This is a genomic window from Xanthomonas campestris pv. phormiicola (assembly GCA_025666215.1).
Lineage (GTDB): Bacteria > Pseudomonadota > Gammaproteobacteria > Xanthomonadales > Xanthomonadaceae > Xanthomonas_A > Xanthomonas_A campestris_A.
This window is the reverse complement of record CP102593.1, coordinates 2894269-2917730: the sequence shown is the minus strand read 5'-3', so window position 1 is coordinate 2917730 and position 23462 is coordinate 2894269. Positions and strand designations below refer to the sequence as shown.

Genomic DNA, 23462 nt, shown 5'->3' with positions numbered 1-23462 from the left:
CAATGGGAGAAGGGAAAACAGCCGCGCTAACCCCGCAGCGCCGTACCGGACGTTCAAGCTGTATCGTCCCATCAAGGAGTGATCCATGCCGTCCATCGCGCGCAAACGCCTGTGCTTGCTGGTGTTGTCGTTGTCTGCCGGCGTGCCGGCCTGGGCGCAATCCGCGCCGCAGCGGCAACTGGTGGCGCCGCTGTTGCGTACCGATGCCGGCGAGCGCCCGGTCGAGCTGCGCTCGGCGACGGTGAGCGCACATGCCGCGGCCGGCCTGGCCGAAACCACGGTGGAGCTGCTGTTCTTCAACCCCAATGCGCGCGTGCTGGAAGGGCAACTGGCGTTCCCGCTGCGCGACGGCCAGCAGATCAGCGGCTTCGCCTTGGACATCGACGGACAGATGCGCGACGCGGTGCCGGTGCCGAAGGCGCGCGGGCGCCAGGTGTTCGAGGCGATCGAGCGGCGCGGGGTGGACCCGGGCCTGGTCGAGCAGACCGCCGGCAACCAGTTCCAGTTGCGGCTGTATCCGATTCCCGCGCACGGCAGTCGCCGCGTGCGCCTGGTCTATCGCGAGTCGCTGCCGCGCACCGCCGCCGGTTGGCAGTGGCGGCTGCCGCTGGGCTATGCGGCCAGCGCCCAGGCGCTGCGCCTGGAGTTGAGCACGCAGGCGGCGCCGATCGAGGCCGCGGCGTTGCCTGCAGGCCTGCGCCTGCTGCCGACGCCAGGCGGCTATGCGGCGGACTGGTCGGGTACCCCGTCGCAGCTGCCGAAGGAACTGGCGCTGTCGTTGCGCGCGAGCAGCGACCCGCGCGTGGCGGTCGGCAGCCACGACGGCCAACGCTATTTCCAGGCGCTGGTGCCGATCGCCGATCTGCGCAGCGCACGCCCGTTGCCGCAGCGCATCGGCCTGCTGTGGGACGCGTCCGGTTCGGCGCGGCAGCGCGACATTGCTGCGGAACTGGCGCTGCTGCAGCGCTATTTCGCCGCACTCGGCGATGCGCAGGTCGATCTGATCGTGCTGCGCGACCGCGCCGAGGCGCCGCGCCGTTTCCAGGTGCGCGCCGGCGACTGGAGCGCGTTGAAAGCGATGCTGCAGGGCCTGCAGCCGGACGGCGCCAGCGCGCTGGGCGATTGGCGGCCGGTGGCGGACGTGCAGGAGTATCTGTTGTTCAGCGATGGCCTGGGCAACTACGGCGCGCAGGCCTTGCCGGCGCTGGCGCCGGGCCAGCGCCTGTACGCGGTCGATTCGGCCGGTGCCCATGCCGATGCCGCACGCCTGGCGGCATCGGCGGAAGCGCGCGGCGGCCGCTTGATCGAGCTGCAGGGCGTGCAGGGCGTGCAGCAGGCCAGCGAACGCCTGCTGCAGCGCGGCGGCGAACTGGTGGCGTTGCAGGGCGAGGGCGTCGCCGATCTGGTCGCCGATTCGCGCTACGCCGACGACGGCTATCTGCGCATCGCCGGGCGCCTGCTCGGCGGCGATGCGACGCTGCAGCTGGAGATCGCCACCGCCGCCAGCATGCGCCGCCTGCGTCTCCCGTTGCGCGACGCCAGCGAAGTGCCTGGCGATCTGGTGCCCGGTGCCTGGGCGCGGGCCATGCTGCGCCGCCTGGCCGCCGATCCGGTGGGCGACGCCGCGCGCCGCCAGCAACTGGCCAGCCGCTTCGGCCTGGTCAGCGCCGAGACCTCGCTGCTGGTGCTGGAGAACGTCGACGACTACGTGCGCTACGCCATCGCGCCGCCACCGGCGCTGCGCGAGGCGGTCGCACGCGCGCAGGCGCAACGCCAGCAGGAGCAGGGCGAACAGCGCAAGCAGCGCATCGATCGCGTCGCCGAGGATTTCGCGCAGCGCATCGCCTGGTGGCAGCGCACGTTCCCGAAGAACGCACCGCCGCAGGCCAAGCCGCAAGGCGGGGTGGGCGACGCCAGTCGGGAGCGGCGCGACGGCGTTTCCCGGCCCGCACCGGCGATGGCCATGGCGCCGCCGCCTGCACCCGCCGCGCCGATGCCGGCGGCAGAGCCTGCTGCGCTGGATGCGGTGGCCGTCAGCGGTGCGGTCGCGGCAGCGGACGGCGCTGCGACGAACGCCGATGCGCGTGCCGGCGCGCCTGCGTCCACCGCGATTTCCCTGGCATTGCAGCCCTGGCAGCCTGATTCGCCGTATGCCCGGCGCCTGCGTGCCGCCGCGCCGGAGGCGGTCTATCCGCTGTACCTGGGCGAGCGCGCCGCGCACGCCGACAGCGTGGCGTTCTACCTGGACGTGGCCGACGTGCTGTTCGAACGCGGCCAGCGCGAACTGGCGTTGCGCGTGCTGTCGAACCTGGCCGAACTGCAGCTGGAGAACCGCCATGTGCTGCGCGTGCTCGGCTACCGGTTGCTGCAGGCGGGCAGGGCGGACCTGGCGGTGCCGGTGTTCGAGCAGGTGCTGCGGCTGGGCGAGGAAGAGCCGCAGAGCTTCCGCGACCTGGGCCTGGCCTATGCCGCGGGCGGCGACGCGCAGGCCGCGATCGAACAGTTGTACCAGGTGGTCGCACGCGACTGGGATCCCCGCTTCGACGGCGTGGCGCTGATCGCCTTGAACGAATTGAACGCGATCGTGGCGCGCTCGCAGCGGCCATTGCAGACCGCCTTCATCGACCCGCGCCTGCAGCGCAACCTGCCGCTGGACCTGCGCGTGGTGCTGAACTGGGACAGCGACAACAGCGACATGGACCTGTGGGTGACCGATCCCAACGGCGAGCGCTGCTACTACGCGCACCGCTCGACCTACCAGGGCGGGCAGCTGTCGCAGGACTTCACCGGCGGCTACGGGCCGGAAGAGTTCTCGCTGCGCCGCGCCAAGCCGGGCAAGTACAAGGTGGAGGCGAACTTCTTCGGCGACCGCCAGCCGCTGGTCACCGGCGCCACCACCTTGCACCTGCAGCTGAGCACCGGCTGGGGCAGCGCCACGCAGCGCGACCAGCAGGTGACGCTGCGGCTGAAGGACGCGAAGGAGACGATCCTGGTCGGCGAGTTCGAGGTGCGCTGAGGCCGTCCGCGCGCCGGCCATTGCCGAGTGGCCGGCGCGCTAAAATGCGCCATGTCCGGATCGCCCGCCACCAGCGTCTACGCCCGTTTCCTGCCGTGGCGCCGCAGCTTCGAGATCGGCTTCTGGGTCGCGCTGACCCTGGTCAACGGCAGCGCCAACAGCATTACCGTGTTGATGGACATCCGCCGCAGCGGGCTGCACTTCGCCGCCTGGGAGCCGGCGCTGTGGGAATGGTCCAGCAATCTGGTGTTGCTGCTGATCGTGCCGCTGCTGGTGCTGCTGACCCGGCGCTATCCGCTGCATTGGGACAACTGGCGGCAGCGGCTGCCGGCCTATCTGCTGGGCAGCGTCGCGCTGTCGGTGCTGCACGTGCTGGGCATGGTCGCGATCCGCAGCGTGGTGTACCGGCTGCAGGGCCAGCACTACGACTTCGGCCCGTGGCCGCAGGGGCTGGCCTACGAATACCTGAAGGACGTGCGCAGCCTGGCCTCGATGCTGCTGTGCGTGGAGATGTACCGCTTCCTGCTGCGCCGCTGGCAGGGCGAGGCGGCCCTGCTCGGCGCGCCCGACGAAGGCCCGCCGGTGGAGTCGCTGGAGCGCCCGGAGCGGTTCCTGGTGCGCAAGCTCGGCCGCGAGTTCCTGGTCGCCGCCGCCGACATCGAATGGCTGCAGGCCTCGGGCAACTACGTCAACCTGCGCGTGCGCGGCCACGACTATCCGCTGCGCAGCACCATGGCCGCGATCGAGGCCAGGCTCGACCCGGCGGTGTTCGTGCGCATCCACCGCAGCTACATCGTCAACCTGGGTTGCGTGGTCTCGATCGAGCCGCTGGAGGCCGGCGAGGCGCGCGTGCACCTGCGCGACGGCAGCCATGTGCCGTGCAGCCGCCGCTACCGCGCCGCCCTGCGCACGGCGGCCGGGGAGGGCGAAGCGGCGATCGCCGAGTGAGCGAGGTGCTGCCCGGCCCGGGCGCGGCAGCGCGCGCGCTGTGGCGCGGCGGCCGGAATTGCTAGAATCGCGCTCTTGTTTGCCGTTTGCCGGAATGCCGCCATGATCGAACTCAATCCCATCCGCCACCGCATCGCCGATCTGTCCGATCGGGTGCTGTCGCTCCGGGGGTTTCTTTGACTACGACGTCAAGAAAGAACGCCTGGAGGAAGTGACCCGGGAGCTCGAAAGCCCCGACGTCTGGAACGACCCCGAGCGCGCCCAGGGCCTGGGCCGCGAACGCGCCAACCTGGAGAAGACCGTCGGCGGCATCGCCAGCGTGCTCGACGGGCTGAACGAGGCGCTGGAATTCCTGGAGCTGGCCGAGAGCGAGGACGACGAGGACACCGCGCTGGCGGTGGTCGCCGACGTCGAACGCTTCCAGGCGCACGTGGAGAAGCTGGAATTCCAGCGCATGTTCTCCGGACAGATGGACGCCAGCAATGCGTTCGTCGACATCCAGGCCGGGGCCGGCGGCACCGAGGCCCAGGACTGGGCCGAAATCCTGCTGCGCATGTACCTGCGCTGGTGCGAGTCGCGCGGCTGGAAGACCGAGCTGATGGAAGTCTCCGGTGGCGAAGTGGCCGGGATCAAGTCGGCCACGCTGCGCGTGGAAGGCGATTTCGCCTACGGCTGGCTGAAGACCGAGACCGGCGTGCACCGGCTGGTGCGCAAGTCGCCGTTCGACTCGGACAACCGCCGCCACACCAGCTTCACCTCGGTGTTCGTGTCGCCGGAGGTGGACGACAACATCGACATCGACATCAACCCGGCCGACCTGAAGACCGACGTCTACCGCTCCTCCGGCGCCGGCGGCCAGCACGTCAACAAGACCGAGTCGGCGGTGCGCATCACCCACGTGCCGACCGGCATCGTGGTCGCCTGCCAGACCGGGCGCAGCCAGCACCAGAACCGCGACAACGCGATGAAGATGCTCGCCGCCAAGCTGTACGAACTGGAGATCCAGAAGCGCAACGCCGAGCGCGATGCGGTCGAGGCGACCAAGTCGGACATCGGCTGGGGCAGCCAGATCCGCAACTACGTGCTCGACCAGAGCCGGATCAAGGACCTGCGCACCGGCATCGAGCGCACCGACACGCAGAAGGTGCTCGACGGCGACCTGGACGAATTCGTCGAGGCCAGCCTCAAGTCCGGCCTGGAAGTCGGCGCCAAACGCAGCGACGCCTGAACCGGCGGCCTGCGCCCGCCGCGGCGGGGGCCGGCTCCGCCCCGCAGCCCCCGCATCTGCTGCATCCTCTCCCTTCTTCTCCGCGTACCCATTCCCATGACCGAGCAGACCCCCGCGCCGTCCCTTCCCGTCGACGAGAACGGCCTCATCGCCGAACGCCGCGCCAAGCTGGGAGCGTTGCGCGCGCAGGGCGTGGCCTATCCGAACGATTTCCGCCGCAACGATTACGCCGGCGACCTGCAGGCCGAGTTCGCCGACGCCGAGCGCTGGAGCGCCGAGGCGCTGGAGGCCGAGGGCCGCAGCCTGCGCCTGGCCGGGCGCCTGCTGGCCAAGCGGGTGATGGGCAAGGCCAGCTTCGTGCAGCTGCAGGACGAGTCCGGGCGCATCCAGCTGTTCCTGCAGGCCAATGCGCTGGGCCCGGCCTACGACGCGTTCAAGGGCTGGGACATCGGCGACATCATCGGCGTGGAAGGCGGCCTGACCCGCACCAAGACCGGCGAGCTGTCGGTCCGGGCCAGCGCGCTGCGGCTGCTGACCAAGGCGCTGCGTCCGCTGCCGGACAAGTGGCACGGCCTGTCCGACGTGGAGCAGCGCTACCGCCAGCGCTACGTGGACCTGATCGTGTCGCCGGAGGCGCGCGAGGTGTTCGTCAAGCGCTCCAAGATCATCCGCGCGATGCGCGCCTGGCTGGACGCGCGCCGCTTCCTGGAAGTGGAGACGCCGATGATGCATTACATCCCCGGTGGCGCCACCGCCAAGCCGTTCACCACCCACCACAACGCGCTGGACCTGGACCTGTACCTGCGCGTGGCGCCGGAGCTGTACCTGAAGCGGCTGGTGGTCGGCGGCCTGGAACGGGTCTACGAGATCAACCGCAATTTCCGCAACGAAGGGGTCAGCACCCGGCATAATCCCGAATTCACCATGATGGAGCTGTACGAGGCCTACGCCACGTACCACGAGGTGATGGACCTGACCGAGAGTGTGATCCGCGACGTGGCCCAGGAGGTGCTCGGCACCACCCAGGTGCACTGGGACGGCGCCGACATCGACCTGGCCCCGGCGTTCCGCCGCTGGCGCATGGACGAGGCGGTGCGCCACCACAACCCGCAGATCAGCGCCGCCGACTGCACCGACCGCGACGCGCTGCTGCGCCACTGCGAGCGGCTGAAGATCCGCACCAAGCCGTCCTACGGCTGGGGCAAGCTGCTGCTGGAGATCTTCGAGGCCACCGTCGAGCACACCCTGATCCAGCCGACCTTCATCACCGACCACCCGGTCGAGGTGTCGCCGCTGGCCCGTTCCAGCGACACCGAACCGGGCTATACCGACCGTTTCGAGCTGTTCATCAACGGCAAGGAGATCGCCAACGGCTTCTCCGAGCTCAACGATCCGGAAGACCAGGCGGCCCGCTTCCAGGCCCAGGTGGCGGCGAAGGAGGGCGGCGACGACGAGGCCATGCACTTCGATGCCGACTACATCCGGGCCCTGGAGATCGGCCTGCCGCCCACCGGCGGCCTGGGCATCGGCATCGATCGGCTGGTAATGTTGCTGACCGGCAGCAATTCGATCCGTGACGTGCTGCTGTTCCCGTATATGCGTCCGGAGGCTTAATCTAGCCGAAGGCGGCGGTGGCCTTGGCGTGGGGTTCTCGTATCGGGCGTCGGCAAGCAAGCGGTAGGCAAGCAAGCGGAAGTGAGGCGGTTGGGTCGGCGCGGCCGGCGCCGGAGCGTTTCCCGTTGTTGTCTCAACAGCCCGAGGCCCGTGGGCGAGAGGATCGCAGATGCAAGATGCCAGCATGAGTCTGTCCGGACTATCCTCCAGCAGCGAGCGCCCAGACTGGGCGCAGGGGGCGGACAATCGTTTGAACATCGTCATCGTCGATGATCAGACGTCCGCGCGCACGATGTTGCGCCACGTGATCGAGGACATCGCCCCGGAACTCACCGTGCGCGACTTCGGCGACTCGCAGGCCGCGCTGGCCTGGTGCGAGGCCGGCAAGGTCGACCTGTTGCTGCTCGACTACCGCATGCCCGGCATGGACGGGCTGGAATTCGCGCGACGGCTGCGGCGCCTGCCCAAGCACCGCGACATTCCGATCATCCTGATCACCGTGGTCGGCGACGAGCCGATCCGCCAGGCCGCGCTGGAAGCCGGGATCATCGACTTCCTGGTCAAGCCGATCCGCCCGCGCGAACTGCGCGCGCGTTGCCACAACCTGCTGCAGCTGCGGCTGCAGAGCGAGAACATCAAGCAGCGCGCGATGTCGCTGGAACAGCGCCTGCTGGCGAGCATGCGCGAGGTCGAGGAACGCGAGCGCGAGACGCTGTCGCGGCTGGCGCGGGCGATCGAGTACCGCGATGCCGGGACCAGCGCCTACCTGGAGCGCATGGCGCACGTGGCCGGCCTGATCGCCGAGCAGCTGGGCCTGTCCGAGGACGAGGTGCGGGTCATCGAGATGGCCGCCAGCCTGCACGACATGGGCAAGATCGCCATTCCCGATGCCGTGCTGCTCAAGCCCGGCAAGCTCAACGAGGAAGAGATGGCGGTGATGCGCATGCACCCGCGCATCGGCTACGAACTGCTCAGCGGCAGCCAGAACCGCTTCATCCAGGTCGGCGCGCTGATCGCGCTGCGCCACCATGAGCGTTACGATGGCAGCGGATACCCCGACGGACTGGTCGGCGAAGCGATCCCGCTGGAGGCGCGGATCGTGGCGGTCGCCGACGTCTTCGACGCGCTGATCTCGCCGCGTCCCTACAAGGAAGCCTGGACCATGGATGCGACCCTCGCCTATCTCTACGCGCAACGCGGCCGCCTGTTCGACCCGCGCTGCGTGGACGCGCTGTTCCGCGGGCGCGAGCAGTTGCATCTGATCTGCGAAAAGTTCTCGAGCGCGTCGGTCCGGCCGGGGGTCGCGCTGTGAAACCGCTGCTGGAATGGATCAGGGCCCGCTTGCGACAACGCACGGACACCGAACACGGGCAGACGCTGATCCGGGTCGGCATCTTCCTGTGCATCATCGTCTGCATGACGATCGCCGAAAAGCTGGGTCAGCTCGCGCCCGAGGTGTACCTGACATCGGTGCTGATGAGTGGCGTCGGCGTCTTTGTCGGTCTGGCGCTGTTCGCCGCGATTCTGGCGCGGCCAGGCAAGTCGAACGTTCGGCGCGTCATCGGCATGGTGACCGACTATGGCCTGATGACGGTGGCGATGATCCTGCAGGGAGAACCGCTGGCCTGGCTTTACGTCATCATCATGTGGGTCACGGTCGGCAATGGCCTTCGCTACGGAAACCGCTATCTGATCGGCGCCGTGGTGTCCGCCTGCATCAGTTTCGGTTGCGTGGTCCTGCTCAATGGCTACTGGCGCGAGAACATCACGCTGAGCGCCGGGCTGTGGGCCGGTCTGATGGCCATTCCCATGTATCTGTCGGGGCTGCTGCGGCAGTTGACCCAGGCGACTGCGGAGGCGCGGCGCGCCAGCGAAGCCAAGAGCCGATTCCTTGCCAACATGAGCCATGAGTTCCGGACCCCGTTGAACGGGTTGTCCGGCATGACCGAAGTCCTGGCCACCACCAAGCTGGACGCGGAACAGCGCGAGTGCGTCGGCACCATCCAGGCGTCCGCGCGCAGTCTGCTGTCCCTGGTGGAAGAGGTGCTGGATATTTCTGCCATCGAGGCGGGCAAGATCCGCACCGAGAAACACGATTTCTCGTTGCGCGACACGCTGGCGCAGATCGGCTTGATCCTGCAGCCGCAGGCGCGCGCCAAGGCGCTGGGCTATCACCTGGAGGTCGCGGCCGATGTGCCAGACCATGTGCGTGGCGATTCGGGGCACCTGCGGCAGATCCTGTTGAATCTGGCCGGCAACGCGATCAAGTTCACCAACATGGGGCGGGTGGACATCCATGTCCGGATACAGCGCAACGACGCCGGCGAGCCGTTCCGGTTGAGTTTCGACATCGTCGACACGGGGATCGGCGTGCCGCCCGCGATGCGCCCGCGCCTGTTCGAGGCCTTCGAGCAGGCAGACGTGGGCCTGTCCCGGCGCTACGAAGGCACCGGCCTGGGAACCACGATCGCCAAGGGCCTGGTCGAAGCGATGGGCGGCAGCATAGGCTACCAGGAGAGTCCTCCGCGCGGGAGCCGTTTCTGGTTCGAGCTGCCGTTCGAGGCCGCGGCCGCCGCCGCGCCGCTGTCCAGCAACGCTCGGGATGGCGCAAGCGAAGAAGAGCCGTCGCCGAGCGGCAACATCATCGCGTTCACGGATCCGTTCCTGCGCCATCGTGCGCGGGTGCGCAGCATGCGCATCCTGGTCGCCGACGATCATGCGGCCAACCGCATGGTGCTGCAGCGCCTGCTGCAGAAGGCCGGCCATCGCGCGATCTGTCTCGATGGCGCGGAAGCGGTGCTCGATGCGCTTGCCGAAACCGATTTCGATGCCGTCATCGTCGATCTGCACATGCCGGGGATGAGCGGCCTGGACATGCTCAAGCACTTGCGGATCATGCAGGCCGGCCGCTCGCGCACGCCGGTCGTGGTGCTCAGCGCGGACGTCACGCCGGAGTCGATTCACCGCTGCGAACAGGCTGGCGCACATAGGTTCCTGGCCAAGCCGGTAGTGGCCTCGCGGCTGCTGGACACGCTGACGGATATCGCCACGGACGGCAGGTTGCGCCCGACCGAACCGCAATCGCGGTTTGCCAAGGAGGGTGTGCTGGATTCGTCCGTGCTCGACGAACTGGCCGGTCTGGGCATGGGCGAAGGATTCGAGCGGGAATTCATTTCCCAGTGCCTCAACGATGCCGATGGCTGCCTGGGCGGAATGCAGGTGGCGGGCGAGTCCGAGAATTGGGAGCGGTTGCGCGAACATGCGCACGCGGTAAAGGGCGTGGCGAGCAACCTGGGGCTGGTGAAGATGGCCAACCTTGGCGGCGAACTGATGCGGATGGCGGATTGGCAGATGCGCAGCGAATGGCGGCAATGCCTGGCCACGCTCAATGCCAGCCTGACCGAGGGCAGGGAAGCGCTGGACCTGCGGGCGCTGCAAAGCAGCCAGCAGGACGGCAACGAGCTGCGCTGAGGGAAAGCCCGGCATGCCGCCGGGCCCGGGCCTCCTCCGGTCTGCGTCTTCTAGGCGAGCGCGGCGACGTTGTGCGCGCGCCGCGTCTGCGCCCGCACCAATCGGTCCATCATGCGTAGCGACTTGTCGTCTAGCGCAAGCGCCGTGTCTACCCAGACTTCGGTGATGGCCATCAGTTCCTGCAACGACACCTGTTGGGAAATGCGACGTGCCGCGTTCATCGCGAGATAGGACAGCTTGCTGCGCTGCTGCAGGCGGATCAGCTCCTCGACCGCCGCCTTTCCCTCGCCCCTGGGGACCAGGATGTCGACCACGCCGAGTGCGTGCATCTGCTCGCTGCTGTAGACCGTTCCTTCCAGAATGATCTTCTCCGCCAGTTGCGGCGATACGCGCTGGCACAGGAAGGAATAGGCGCCCATGCCTGGGAACAGGCCGAACATCACCTCCGGCAAGCCCATGCCGACGCCTTCCTCCGCCACGATGGTGTGGCATGCCAACGCCATCTCCAGGCCTCCGCCCAGGGCATCGCCCTGCAGCAACGCGATGGTCCGTACGTCGCCGCCGAGGCCGGTATGCAGGGTATGCACGCCTTCCACGCAGCGCTTGGCGTAGGCGAGCAAGCTGTCCCTGTCGCGCAGGCGAATGAGCTGGGTAAACAGCTCCAGGTCTCCGCCGAGGTTGAACACGTTCGCATCCGAAGCCAATACGAAGTGCCGCAGTTGCCCGCGCTGCAGCGCGTTGCCGCCGCTCAGTGTGATCGCATCGGTAAAGCCCCACATGTCGTCGAGCAGGTCGTCCCTGAAGCACGGGCGCGAGCCGATGGCCGCGTCGTTGTGCATGAACATCCAATGCGCATTGCCATCCACGCTCGACTCGACGCGGATGGTGGGGAAGCTCGGGTTGAAGAAGCGTTTGTCAACGTTCATGGGATTTCCTCGGTGTTTTGGTTGGCGGCGAAACGGCGTGCGCAGTGGCCGGGAAGCGGCGCGCGAGCCGATGCTACACCTACGCAAACAGAGGACTGAGGGCAACGCAGACGGAGAAATTCGCGTCTGCCGGCGCGCGTGGCTGGCTGCAGCCACGCGGCTTGGCGGCAGGGGCCGCGAAGTGGAGGGCAGGGTGTGGCGTGCCTTCCCTTGCCCGGGCGGCGTGGACGCGGAGTCCACGCCAGCGGCGACCTAGGCCGCCGGTTGGCTGTCGCGCAATTCCCGCCGCAGGATCTTGCCGACGTTGGTCTTGGGCAGTTCCTTGCGGAACTCGACGATGCGCGGATGCTTGTAGCCGGTCAGGTTGGCGCGGGCGTGGGCCTTGACGTCCTCGGCGGTGAGGTTGGGGTCCTTCCTGACGATGACCACCTTGACCACTTCGCCGGACTTCTCGTCCGGCACCCCGACCGCGGCCACTTCCAGCACGCCGGGCATCATCGCGATCACGTCCTCGACCTCGTTCGGGTACACATTGAAGCCGGAGACCAGGATCATGTCCTTCTTGCGGTCGACGATGTAGAAGAAGCCCTGCGGATCCATCCGCGCCATGTCGCCGGTGTGCAGCCAGCCGTCGGCATCGATGGCGCCGGCGGTTTCCTCGGGACGGCGCCAGTAGCCCTTCATCACCTGCGGACCCTTGATGCACAGCTCGCCGACCTCGCCGGGCGCCATGGTCTGGCCCTGGTCGTCCTTGACGCAGGCGTCGGTGGACGGGATCGGCAGGCCGATGGCGCCGTTGTATTCCTTCAGCGTCAGCGGGTTGATGCAGGCGGCGGGCGAGGTCTCGGTCAGGCCGTAGGCCTCGACCAGGGTCACCCCGGTCACCTGCTTCCAGCGCTCGGCCACGGCGCGCTGCACCGCCATGCCGCCGCCCAGGGTGAACTTCAGCGTCGAGAAATCCACCTTGTCGAAGCCGGGCGTGTTGAGCAGGCCGTTGAACAGTGTGTTGACCCCGGTGAAGGCGGTGAAGCGGGTCTTCCGCAGCTCCTTGACGAAGCCGGGCATGTCGCGCGGATTGCTGATCAGGTGGTTGAGGCCGCCGAGCTTCATGAACACCAGGCCGTTTGCGGTCAGCGCGAAGATGTGGTACAGCGGCAGCGCGGTGATGATGACTTCCTTGCCTTCCTCCAGCTTGCCGGTCGCCGCGATCCAGGCGCCGGCCTGCAGCATGTTGGCGACCAGGTTGCGGTGGGTCAGCATCGCGCCCTTGGCCACCCCGGTGGTGCCGCCGGTGTACTGCAGGAAGGCGATGTCGTCCGGCTCGATGTCCAGCTGTGGCAGCGTGTGCAGGCGGCCCAGGGTCAGCGTGTCGCGGAAGCGCACCGCGTTGGGGATGTCGTAGTCGGGGACCAGCTTCTTGACGTACTTCAGCACGAAGTTGACCAGCGGGCCCTTCGGGAAGCCGAGCATGTCGCCCAGGCCGGTGGTGATGACCTGCTTGAGCTGCGTGTCGGCCAGCACTTCCTGCACGGTCTTGCCGAAGTTGTCGATCACCACGATCGCGCTGGCGCCGGAGTCGACCAACTGGTGGCGCAGTTCGCGCGGCGTGTACAGCGGATTGACGTTGACCACGGTCATGCCGGCCAGCAGCACGCCGAAGGTGGCGATCGGGTACTGCAGGCAGTTGGGCATCATCAGCGCGACGCGGTCGCCCTTCTTGAGCTGCAGCTCGCCCAGCAGGTAGGCGGCGAAGTGCCGGGCCAGTTCGCCGGCCTCGCGGTAGGTCAGGGTCTTGCCGAAGTTGCAGTAGGCCGGACGGTCGCCGAACTTGGCGACGGAGGTTTCGAAGACGGCGGCGACGGACCGATACTCGTTGACATCGATCTCGGCGGGAATGCTGGCCGGATAACTCTGCAACCACGGACGTTCCTGACTCATGTACTCCCCCCTCGTGTGGAATGCTGCCGCACGCCGACGCAACGCTGCGGCGTGGCGAGTGGCAGGATACCGTTCCGCATGGAAAAGGCGAAGCCGAGGAGGAATCCGGATGCGACAGGCATGGGCGTGGGGATGGGGATGCGCGTTGCTGCTGGCCTTGCCCGGCTGCCAGCGCGATTCGGCGGAACAGCGGCTGCGCAAGGACATCGCCGCCATGCAGGAGGCGGTGGAGGAACATCGCCTGCGCGATGCGATGGCCGCGGTGGCCGACGATTTCGCGGGCGAGGCGGGGATGGATCGTGCTGCGCTGCACAACCTGTTGCGCGCGCAATTCCTGGCCAACGCGCGGATCGGGGTGAACACCGGACCGCTGTCGATCGCGTTGCAGGGCGACGACGCCACGGTACGCTTCGACGCGGTGGTCAGCGGCGGCGATGCGCGCGTGTTGCCGGAGCGGATGCAGCGCTACGAGGTGGTCACCGGCTGGCGCGAGCAGGACGGGCGCTGGCGGCTGCGGCATGCGCAATGGAATGCAGCGCCGTAGCGAGCCGTGCGTAGCGCCAAACGGCAATCGCCCCGTTCTTGAAACGGGGCGCCTTCAATACGGTCTGTCTGGCGGGCAAAGACCCGTTGTTTCGAAACGCGGTGCCGATGAAAAGGCGGTGCGCGTGCGTGGCGGTGCGTCCCCGCGCGAGCGTGCGCGGCGCCCGTGCAGGCGCCGCGCCGCCATGGCCGATCAGGCCGCCTTGCGCGCCGCCAGCTGGCGCAGCACGTACTGCAGCAGGCCGCCGTGCTTGAAGTACTCCACTTCCTTCGGCGTCAGCAGCAGTACCTTGACCTGGAACTGCTTGACGCTGCCGTCGGCCTTCTTCGCATCGACGGTGGCGCGCTTGCTGGCGCCGTCCTGCAGCCCGGTGATGTCGAACACTTCCGAGCCGTCCAGGCCCAGCGACTGCGCGTTCTCGTTGTCCAGGAACTGCAGCGGCAGCACGCCCATGCCGACCAGGTTGGAGCGGTGGATGCGCTCGAAGCTCTCGGCGATCACCGCCTTGACCCCGAGCAGGTTGGTGCCCTTGGCCGCCCAGTCGCGCGAGGAGCCGGTGCCGTACTCCTTGCCGGCGATCACCACCAGCGGCACGCCGTCGGCCTTGTACTTCAGCGCCGCGTCGTAGATCGCCAGCTTCTGCGGCTGCGCGCCGTCGGGCCCGCGGTACAGCGTGTTGCCGCCTTCTTCGCCGCCGAACATCAGGTTCTTGATGCGGATGTTGGCGAAGGTGCCGCGCACCATCACATCGTCGTTGCCGCGGCGGCTGCCGTAGCTGTTGAAGTCGGCCGGCTGCACCCCGCGTTCCTGCAGGAAGCGGCCCGCCGGCGAGTCCTTCTTGATGTTGCCGGCCGGGGAGATGTGGTCGGTGGTGATCGAGTCGCCGAACAGGCCGAGCACGCGCGCGCCGTGCACATCGTCGATGCTTCCGACCTGCATGGTCATGCCGTCGAAGTAGGGCGGGTTCTTGATGTAGGTGGAGGCCGCGTCCCAGGCGTACAGCTCGCCGTCGGGCGAGGCGATCGCGGCCCAGCGGCTGTCGCCCTTGAACACGTCGGCATAGTTCTGCTTGAACATCTCCGGACCGACGGTGGCGGCGATGGTGTCGCCGATCTCCTTGTTGCTCGGCCAGATATCGCGCAGGTACACCGGCTGGCCGTCGCTGCCGGTGCCCAGCGGATCGTTGGTGAGGTCGATGTCGGTGGTGCCGGCGATGGCGTAGGCGACCACCAGCGGCGGCGAGGCCAGGTAGTTCATCTTCACTTCCGGGTGCACGCGGCCTTCGAAGTTGCGGTTGCCCGACAGCACCGAGGCCACCACCAGGTCGTCCCTGGCGATCGCCGCCGACACGTCGTCCGGCAGCGGGCCGGAATTGCCGATGCAGGTGGTGCAGCCGTAGCCGACCACGTAGAACCCCAGGCGCTCCAGGTCGTCCATGACCCCGGCCTTCTTCAGGTAGTCGGTGACCACCAGCGAACCTGGCCCGAGCGAGGTCTTGACCCAGGGCTGCGCCTTCAGGCCCTTGGCCACGGCATTGCGCGCCAGCAGCCCGGCGCCGAGCATCACCGCCGGATTGGAGGTGTTGGTGCAGGAGGTGATCGCGGCGATCACCACCGAGCCGTCGCGCAGCTGCCAGCCGGCGCCGCTGTCTTCGCCGGTCTCGGCCTGCGAGGCCTTGGCGCCGACCGCGGTGCCGCCGCCGCCTTCGTTCTTGAGCCGGTCCTCCTGCTTGGCGTCGCTGTGGCGCTTGTTGCGCGCTTCGGCGAAGGGCACCAGGCTGTCGCGGAAATTGCGCTGCATGTCTTCCAGCAGCACCCGGTCCTGCGGCCGCTTGGGGCCGGCCAGCGACGGCTTGACCTGGCCCATGTCCAGCTCCAGCGTGGCGCTGTAGGCGGCATGCGTGCTATCGGCGTCGTGCCACAGGCCCTGCGCCTTCGCATATGCCTCGACCAGCGCGATCTGCTCCTCGCTGCGCCCGGACAGGCGCAGGTAGGTCAGCGATTCGGCGTCGACCGGGAAGATGCCGCAGGTGGCGCCGTACTCCGGGGCCATGTTGCCGATGGTGGCGCGGTCGGCCAGCGGCAGGTGCTGCAGGCCTTCGCCGAAGAATTCGACGAACTTGCCGACCACGCCGTGCTTGCGCAGCATCTGCGTCACCGTCAGCACCAGGTCGGTGGCGGTGGCGCCTTCGGGCAGCCTGCCGGTCAGCTTGAAGCCGACCACCTGCGGGATCAGCATCGACGAGGGCTGGCCGAGCATCGCCGCTTCCGCCTCGATGCCGCCCACGCCCCAGCCGAGCACGCCGATGCCGTTGATCATGGTGGTATGGCTGTCGGTGCCGAACACCGTGTCCGGATAGGCGATCGCCTCGCCGTCGCGCTCGCCGGTCATCACCACCCGCGCCAGGTGTTCCAGGTTCACCTGGTGCACGATGCCGGTGTTCGGCGGCACCACCTTGAAGTTGTCGAACGCCTTCTGGCCCCAGCGCAGGAAACCGTAGCGCTCCTTGTTGCGCTGGAATTCGATCTTGCCGTTGAGGTCGAGCGCGTCGGCCTTGCCGAACACGTCCACCTGCACCGAATGGTCGATCACCAGTTCCGAGGGGATCAGCGGGTTGATCTGCTCCGGGCGTCCGCCGAGCTTGACCACCGCATCGCGCATCGCGGCCAGGTCGACCACGCACGGCACGCCGGTGAAGTCCTGCAGCACCACCCGCGCCGGCATGAACGCGATCTCGGTGTCGGGTTCCGCCTTGGGATCCCACTTCGCCACCGCCTCGATGTGGTCCTTGCCGACGGTGATGCCGCCGTCTTCGTGGCGCAGCAGGTTTTCCAGCAGGATCTTCAGCGAGTAGGGCAGGCGGCCGATGTCGAAGCGCTCGGCGAGCTTGGACAGGCTGTAGTAGGCGTAGCGTTTGCCGTTGACCTCGAGCGAGGCACGGGTGGAAAAGGAATCGCTCATCACGGAACTCCTATGGCGTCGCGGCTGTAGGGACTGCGGTCATTCTGACCGATTCAGTGTGTACGGATGGTGTGACCGGGACTGTATGCGGGCTTGAGTATGACGCCTGAAGTATGTAAAATTCGTGCATACCTTGCGGAGCCCGCCCATGGAAGCCACCGTCGCCGAGCGCGGTCAGATCACCTTGCCCAAGGCCGTGCGCGACGCGCTGGGGCTGAGCAAGGGCACCATCCTGAAGGTGGAACTGGACGGTGGCCGCATCATCCTGCGCAAGAGCGTGGACGATGCGATCTCGCGCGCCCGCGGCCGCTTCAAGCTCGACGGCTTCGCCAGTACCGACGAGGCGATGCGCGCGATCCGCGGCCGCGCGCCGGGCGATCCGTTCGGACCCGACCCCAAGGCATGATCGCGATCGACTCCTCGGTGCTGGTGGACCTGCTGGCCGACGGCCCGCAGGCCGATGCCGCCGAAGCCTGCCTGCGCCAGTGCCTGAGCACCGGCCCGGTGGTGGTCTGCGACATCGTCCTGGCCGAAGTCTGCGGCGCGCTGCGCGACGGCGCCGAGGCGCTGTCGGTGCTGGAGGACATGAGCATCCGCTTCAACGCGCTGGAAGCCAAGTCGGCCTTGCGCGCCGGCGAGATGCAGCGCCGTTTCCGCGCCCGCGGCGGCCAGCGCGAGCGGGTGGTGGCCGATTTCCTGATCGGCGCGCATGCGCTGCTGCAATGCGATGGCCTGATCACCCGCGACGACGGCTTTTTCCGCGACTACTTCAAGGGCCTGAAGATCATCGTGCCCAAGCCGTCCGCCTGACGCCGACCATTTGTTTACCGCTCACCCCTACCGAAATTTCCGGAGAACCCGCATGTTGGAAGCCTATCGCCACCACGTTGCAGAGCGCGCCGCGCTCGGTATCCCGCCGCTGCCGCTGAGCGCGCAGCAGACCGCCGAGGTCGTCGAGCTGCTGAAGCAGCCGCCCGCCGGCGAAGAACAGTTCCTGGTCGAGCTGCTGAGCCAGCGCGTGCCGGCCGGCGTCGACGACGCGGCCAAGGTCAAGGCCTCGTACCTGGCCGCGCTCGCCTTCGGCACCGAGCAGACCCCGCTGATCTCGCCCACCCGCGCCACCGAACTGCTCGGCACCATGCTCGGCGGCTACAACATCCATCCACTGATCGAGCTGCTGGACAATGCCGAACTCGGCGCGGTCGCCGCCGAAGGCCTGAAGCACACGCTGCTGATCTTCGATGCGTTCCACGACGTGCAGGAAAAGGCCGAGGCCGGCAACGCGCACGCCAAGGCGGTGCTGCAGAGCTGGGCGCAGGCCGAGTGGTTCACCAGCAAGCCGGAAGTGCCGCAGAGCCTGACCATCACCGTGTTCAAGGTGCCGGGCGAGACCAACACCGACGACCTGTCGCCGGCCCCGGACGCGACCACGCGCCCGGACATCCCGATGCACGCGCTGGCGATGCTGAAGAACAAGCGTGACGGCGCCGCGTTCGTGCCGGAAGAGGACGGCAAGCGCGGCCCGATCCAGGCGATCGCCGACCTCAAGGCCAAGGGCCACCTGGTCGCCTACGTCGGCGACGTGGTCGGCACCGGGTCCTCGCGCAAGTCGGCGACCAACTCGGTGCTGTGGTGGACCGGCGAAGACATTCCGTTCATTCCGAACAAGCGCTTCGGCGGCGTGTGCCTGGGTTCGAAGATCGCGCCGATCTTCTACAACACCATGGAGGACGCCGGTGCGCTGCCGATCGAGCTGGACGTGTCGCAGATGGAGCACGGCGACGTGGTCGAGCTGCGTCCGTACGACGGCAAGGCGCTGAAGAACGGGCAGGTGATCGCCGAGTTCGCGATGAAGTCGGACGTGCTGTTCGACGAAGTGCGCGCCGGCGGCCGCATCCCGCTGATCGTCGGCCGCGGCCTGACCGCCAAGGCGCGCGAGTTCCTCGGCCTGCCGGCCTCGGACCTGTTCCGCCTGCCGATGGTGCCGCCGGATACCGGCAAGGGCTTCTCGCTGGCGCAGAAGATGGTCGGCCGCGCCTGCGGTCTGGCGGAAGGCCAGGGCATGCGCCCGGGCACCTATTGCGAGCCGAAGATGACCTCGGTGGGCTCGCAGGACACCACCGGGCCGATGACCCGCGACGAGCTCAAGGACCTGGCCTGCCTGGGCTTCTCCGCCGACCTGGTGATGCAGTCGTTCTGCCACACCGCCGCGTATCCGAAGCCGGTGGACGTCAAGACCCACCACACCCTGCCGGAATTCATCTCCACCCGCGGCGGCGTGTCGCTGCGGCCGGGCGACGGCGTGATCCACAGCTGGCTCAACCGCATGCTGCTGCCCGACACCGTCGGCACCGGCGGCGACTCGCACACCCGCTTCCCGATCGGCATCTCGTTCCCGGCCGGCTCCGGCCTGGTCGCCTTCGCCGCGGCCACCGGGGTCATGCCGCTGGACATGCCCGAATCGGTGCTGGTGCGCTTCAAGGGCGAGATGCAGCCGGGCGTGACCCTGCGCGACCTGGTCAACGCGATCCCGCTGTACGCGATCAAGGACGGCCTGCTGACCGTGGCCAAGCAGGGCAAGAAGAACATCTTCTCCGGCCGCATCCTGGAGATCGAAGGCTTGCCGAACCTGAAGGTGGAGCAGGCGTTCGAGCTGTCCGACGCCTCGGCCGAGCGCTCCGCCGCCGGTTGCAGCGTGCGCCTGGACAAGGCGCCGATCATCGAATACCTGACCAGCAACATCACCCTGCTGCGCTGGATGATCGCCGAGGGCTACGCCGATGCGCGCACCCTGGGCCGCCGGATCAAGAAGATGGAGGAATGGCTGGCCGATCCGCAGCTGCTCGAGCCCGATGCCGACGCCGAGTACGCGGCGGTGATCGAGATCGACCTGGCCGACATCCACGAGCCGATCGTGGCCTGCCCGAACGATCCGGACGACGTCAAGACGCTGTCCGAGGTCGCCGGTGCGGCGATCGACGAGGTGTTCATCGGCTCGTGCATGACCAACATCGGCCACTTCCGCGCCGCGGCCAAGCTGCTGGAAGGCAAGCGCGACATCCCGACCCGGCTGTGGGTCGCGCCGCCGACCAAGATGGACGCCTCCGAGCTGACCAAGGAAGGCCACTACGGCACCTTCGGCGCGGCCGGCGCGCGCATGGAAATGCCGGGCTGCTCGCTGTGCATGGGCAACCAGGCGCAGGCGCGCGAGGGCGCCACGGTGTTCTCCACCTCCACCCGCAACTTCCCCAACCGCCTGGGCCGCAACACCAACGTGTACCTGGGCTCGGCGGAACTGGCGGCGATCTGCTCGCGCCTGGGTCGCATCCCGACCAAGGACGAGTACATGGCCGACGTGGGCGTGATCAAGACCAGCGGCGAGCAGATCTACCGCTACATGAACTTCGATCGGATCCAGGAATACCAGGACGTGGCCGAGACGGTCACCGCCTGATCCAGGCGGTCGAACGCTGCGACGAGGAGGCCCGGCGATGCCGGGCTTTTTCGTTTGCGGCGTCGCGCATCGATTGCACGGTGTCGCGAGCGCGATGGGCGCTGGACGATCGCGCGTGGGTCCGGTTCGTTGCAGCGGCCTGATGCGTTCGAGCGGCCAGGATGCTTTGCGCAGGCGCGCGCTGGCACGCTGCGGGCTGCAGCGTCGGTGCTGAGGTAGCCTGGCGCGCAAGGCGTGCCGCTTCGTTCGTCGCGACTGAAGTCGCTCCCACAGGGGGCTCGGCTCGGCGATCGGGTGGCAGTCGTGGGAAGGACTTCAGTCCCGACTGCAGGAATGCCGGCCGCTTTCGCGCCACGCTCGGCGACTCGAAAAACCGTGCCGCGCCAGCTTGGCGAGGTCGGCACGCTCGCGGCGGCACAGGACCACTCAGGCGCTCTCGACCCGGTTGCGGCCGTTCTCCTTGGCCCGGTACAGGGCCTGGTCGGCGAGGTTGGTCAGGCGCGTGCTCGACAGGCCGGCGCTCGGCCACTTGCTGGCGCAGCCGATGCTGACCGTCACCAACCGATGGCGCGCGTCCGGCGCGTGCGCCACCGCGCAGCCCAGCACCGCCTGCCGCAGCCGCTCGCCGACCGCATGCGCCGCCTCGCTGTCGCAGCCGGGCAGCAGCGCCACGAATTCCTCGCCGCCGTAGCGCGCCAGCACGCCGTCCTCGCGCAGCTGCGCGGCCATCGCCATCGCCACCACGCGCAGGCAGTCGTCGCCGGCGAGATGGCCGTAATGGTCGTTGAAGCGCTTGAATTCGTCGATGTCGATCATCAGCAGCGCCAACGGCCGCTGCTGCGCCTGCATCTGTTCCCACAGCCGCTGCTGGCTTTCGACGAAGTGGCGATGGTTGGCGATGCCGGTGACCGGGTCGCGCTGCGCCTGGTCGGCGAGGCGGCGGTTGGCCTGCTCCAGTTCCTGGGTACGCGTGCTCACCAGTTGCGCCAGCAGGTCGTGCTGACGGCGCAGCCGGTAGCCATGGAGACGCCAGCCGAGCAGCAGCGCGGCGATCAGCGTCACCGCCGCCGCACCCCAGCCCAGCGGCGACAGATACCACGGCGAGGGCTGCCGGAAGCGCAGCCGTGCCGGCGTGGTCGACCAGGCGCCGGTATCGCTGCCCGCGATGATTTCCAGGGTGCTGTCGTCCCATGGCAGCAGCGGGAAGTGCAGGCTGCGCTGCGCGCCGATGTCGGTCCACGCCGGGTCCTGCCCCGGGCGGGTCAGCCGGTAGCGGAAGCGGGTCTTCTCCGGCGCGCTGAGGTTGATCGCGGTGAAGCCCACTTCGATGTCGCGGCTGTGCGGCGGCAGGCGCAGCTGCGCTGCCAGCGGCAGGCTGCGGCCGCCGACGTCGAGCGACTGGATCCGCACCGGCGGCGCCTGCGCGCGGCGCTGGCCGAGCGCGAGCGGATCGATCTGGGCGAAGCCGGAAATCAGCGGGAACCACAGCGTGCCGGCGCTATCGCGCAGGCATGCCGGCTGTCCGCCGCCGTTGGTTTCGGCCGGCTCCAGGCCGTCGCTTTCGGAAAAGCCGATCGCGCTCAACTCCGCGCTGCCGGCGGCGGCCTTGGCCAGTTCCTCCGGCAGCAGCAGGGAAATGCCGCGGTTGCCGCTGAGCCACAGCCCGCCGCGCGCGTCGGCGACCATGCACGAGACCACGTCGTCGAACAGGCCGCTGCCGCGATCGAAACGCTGCACGCGGCCGTTGCCGATGCGGTTGAGGCCGCCGCCATAGGTGCCGATCCACAGCGTGCCGTCGGGCTGTTCGTACAGCGAGCGCACGAAGCGGCTGGACAGGCCATTGCCGGTGCTCCAGCGCTCCACCACCCGCTGCCGCCGCCAGCGCACCACGCCTTCGCCGCCGGCCAGCCACAGGCCGCCCTGCTGCGCCGGCTGGATCAGGCTGACGCTGCCGGGCAGGCCGGGGATGCGCTGCGGGGTGCCGGTCTCGCCGCCGGCGTCGACCGGGATCGCATACACGCCGTGGCCGCTGGCCACCAGCAGCTTGTGTTTGGCGGTGCGGTACAGGGCGCGGATCGGCAACTGGTCCGGCCATTGCGCGACCAGCCGCAGCGCCCGGCTGCGATAGGCGTCGCTGTCGCGGGCCGCGCGGTCGTCCTGCGCGTCGGGCGACAGATAGCCGACGCGGCCGTCGACGGTGCCGATCCACAGTCCGCCGGCCTCGTCGCGGTGCAGCGACCACACGCACTCGTTGCCGAGCGCCGCTTGCAGCGACCAGCGGCGCAGGCGTCCGCTGGGCGCATCCCAGTGCCGCAGTCCGCCGCACACGGTGCCCAGCCACAGTCCGCCGCTGCCGTCGCCGGTCAGCGGCAGGCCGGGCAGGTCCATGCCCTGCCGGGTGTCGTTGAGCAGGCCGATGCGCGAGCGTGCGATGCGCAGCAGGCCGCGCGCGTTGCTGCCCAGCCACAGGTTGCCGTCGCGGTCGTTGAGCAGGCTGCGCGCCGCCGGTAGCGCCGGGGTCGCCAACGGCCGCAGCCCGCCGCCATCGTCGTCGTCGCGGAACACCTGCCCATCGACATCGACCGCCCACAGCCGTTGCTGCGCATCGCGGGCCAGCGCCTGCGTGCCGCGGACCGGTGCCGCGGCACGCAGCCATTGCCGGCGCAGCGTGTCGTAGCGGTACAGGGCCGCGCCGGCGCCCACCCACAGCACGCTGCCTTCGCTGTGCAGCGAACTGACCCGGGTTTCCCCGGCCGGCAGCGGCACCGCTTCGCGGCGTCCCTGGCGCAGCCGCCACAGGCCTTGCCCCCCCAGATAGAGCTGCTCGTCGCCACCGAGCGCGGCGGTCGTCTCCAGCGCCTGCGGCTGCTGCTCGACGGTGCGCAGGCTGCGCGGGTCGATCCGGTAGGCGCCGGCGCTGCTCAGCACCCACACGCTGCCATCGGCCGTGGCGACGAAGCGGCGGATCAGGCAGCGGCCGCCGCACACGTCCAGTCGCAGGAAGCGGCCGTCGCGGTAGACGCTGACCCCGGCGTCCTCGCTGCCGATCCACAGCTGGCCGCGCTGGTCCTCGAGCAGTTGCAGGATGCGATCGCTGGAAGGGCCGCTGTCGGCCAGGCTGCGGTAGACGCTGAACTCGCTGCCGTCGAAGCGCGCCAGTCCGCCGAAGGTGCCCAGCCACAGAAAACCGTCGCGGTCCTGCACGATCGCGTTCACCGAATTCTGCGGCAGGCCATCGTGGGTGGAAAAGCGGCGCACGACGTCGGGATAGGCAGGCCGCAGCGTCTGCGCGGCGAGCGCAGCACTGGCGGACCACAGCAGCAGCGACAACAGGAAGCGGATCGGCATTGCCTGACGGGGGA

The 23462-nt window shown here is 68.7% G+C and carries 14 protein-coding genes; 10 read left to right on the top strand and 4 right to left on the bottom strand.

Annotation, left to right across the window (positions count from 1 at the left end):
• Positions 1-85: 85 nt before the first annotated feature.
• From NRY95_12020 to NRY95_11995, 6 genes are all read left to right on the top strand, one after another.
• Positions 86-3016 (top strand): VIT domain-containing protein, encoded by a 2931-nt coding sequence (locus NRY95_12020; protein UYC14481.1) that lies wholly within the window; start codon positions 86-88, stop codon positions 3014-3016.
• A gap of 51 nt (positions 3017-3067) precedes the next feature.
• Complete coding sequence (locus NRY95_12015; protein ID UYC14480.1) at positions 3068-3964, top strand: LytTR family transcriptional regulator; 897 nt, start codon at positions 3068-3070, stop codon at positions 3962-3964.
• A 102-nt stretch (positions 3965-4066) separates the two neighbouring features.
• Positions 4067-5192 (top strand): peptide chain release factor 2 gene (gene prfB, locus NRY95_12010; protein UYC14479.1). Its coding sequence is split into 2 segments (ribosomal slippage): positions 4067-4141 and positions 4143-5192, totalling 1125 coding nucleotides; the frame shifts between segments, so codons are not numbered across the junction.
• A gap of 96 nt (positions 5193-5288) precedes the next feature.
• Positions 5289-6806, top strand: coding sequence for a lysine--tRNA ligase (gene lysS / locus NRY95_12005; GenBank protein ID UYC14478.1), 1518 nt, complete (start codon positions 5289-5291; stop codon positions 6804-6806).
• Positions 6807-6975: 169 nt separating this feature from the next.
• Positions 6976-8118, top strand: a complete 1143-nt coding sequence (locus tag NRY95_12000; protein ID UYC14477.1) for a two-component system response regulator — start codon at positions 6976-6978, stop codon at positions 8116-8118.
• The gene (locus NRY95_11995) at positions 8115-10277 is read left to right on the top strand and encodes an ATP-binding protein (protein ID UYC14476.1); all 2163 of its coding nucleotides are present in this window, start codon (positions 8115-8117) and stop codon (positions 10275-10277) included. The genes NRY95_12000 and NRY95_11995 overlap by 4 nt, the downstream gene beginning before the upstream one ends.
• A 50-nt stretch (positions 10278-10327) precedes the next feature.
• Here NRY95_11995 and NRY95_11990 read toward each other — a convergent pair whose 3' ends face one another.
• Together NRY95_11990 and NRY95_11985 are read right to left on the bottom strand one after the other, a co-directional pair.
• Positions 10328-11203, bottom strand: a complete 876-nt coding sequence (locus tag NRY95_11990; GenBank protein UYC14475.1) for a crotonase/enoyl-CoA hydratase family protein — start codon at positions 11201-11203, stop codon at positions 10328-10330.
• A gap of 252 nt (positions 11204-11455) precedes the next feature.
• Positions 11456-13141 carry a long-chain fatty acid--CoA ligase gene (locus tag NRY95_11985; protein UYC14474.1) on the bottom strand — a complete coding sequence of 562 codons (1686 nt, stop codon included), beginning with the start codon at positions 13139-13141 and terminating at the stop codon, positions 11456-11458.
• Between the two features lie 145 nt (positions 13142-13286).
• Between NRY95_11985 and NRY95_11980 the strand changes: the two genes are divergently transcribed.
• Positions 13287-13685: a nuclear transport factor 2 family protein gene (locus NRY95_11980; GenBank protein UYC14473.1), complete on the top strand. Its 399-nt coding sequence runs from the start codon at positions 13287-13289 to the stop codon at positions 13683-13685.
• Positions 13686-13877: 192 nt separating this feature from the next.
• Here NRY95_11980 and acnA read toward each other — a convergent pair whose 3' ends face one another.
• On the bottom strand, positions 13878-16646 hold the full coding sequence (gene acnA, locus NRY95_11975) for an aconitate hydratase AcnA (GenBank protein UYC14472.1): 2769 nt from the start codon (positions 16644-16646) through the stop codon (positions 13878-13880).
• A 148-nt stretch (positions 16647-16794) separates the two neighbouring features.
• On the opposite strand from acnA, the gene NRY95_11970 reads away from it, so the two are divergent.
• The 3 genes from NRY95_11970 to acnB are packed head-to-tail and all read left to right on the top strand — an operon-like array spanning position 16795 to position 20100.
• Complete coding sequence (locus NRY95_11970; GenBank protein ID UYC14471.1) at positions 16795-17052, top strand: AbrB/MazE/SpoVT family DNA-binding domain-containing protein; 258 nt, start codon at positions 16795-16797, stop codon at positions 17050-17052.
• Positions 17049-17456, top strand: coding sequence for a type II toxin-antitoxin system VapC family toxin (locus tag NRY95_11965; GenBank protein ID UYC14470.1), 408 nt, complete (start codon positions 17049-17051; stop codon positions 17454-17456). Before NRY95_11970 ends, NRY95_11965 begins: the two co-directional genes overlap by 4 nt.
• A gap of 52 nt (positions 17457-17508) precedes the next feature.
• Entirely contained in the window at positions 17509-20100 is a 2592-nt protein-coding gene (gene acnB, locus NRY95_11960) for a bifunctional aconitate hydratase 2/2-methylisocitrate dehydratase (GenBank protein UYC14469.1), read from the top strand.
• 426 nt (positions 20101-20526) lie between these two features.
• On the opposite strand, the gene NRY95_11955 is transcribed toward acnB, so the two are convergent.
• Positions 20527-23448 (bottom strand): diguanylate cyclase, encoded by a 2922-nt coding sequence (locus NRY95_11955; GenBank protein ID UYC14468.1) that lies wholly within the window; start codon positions 23446-23448, stop codon positions 20527-20529.
• Positions 23449-23462 lie beyond the last annotated feature (14 nt).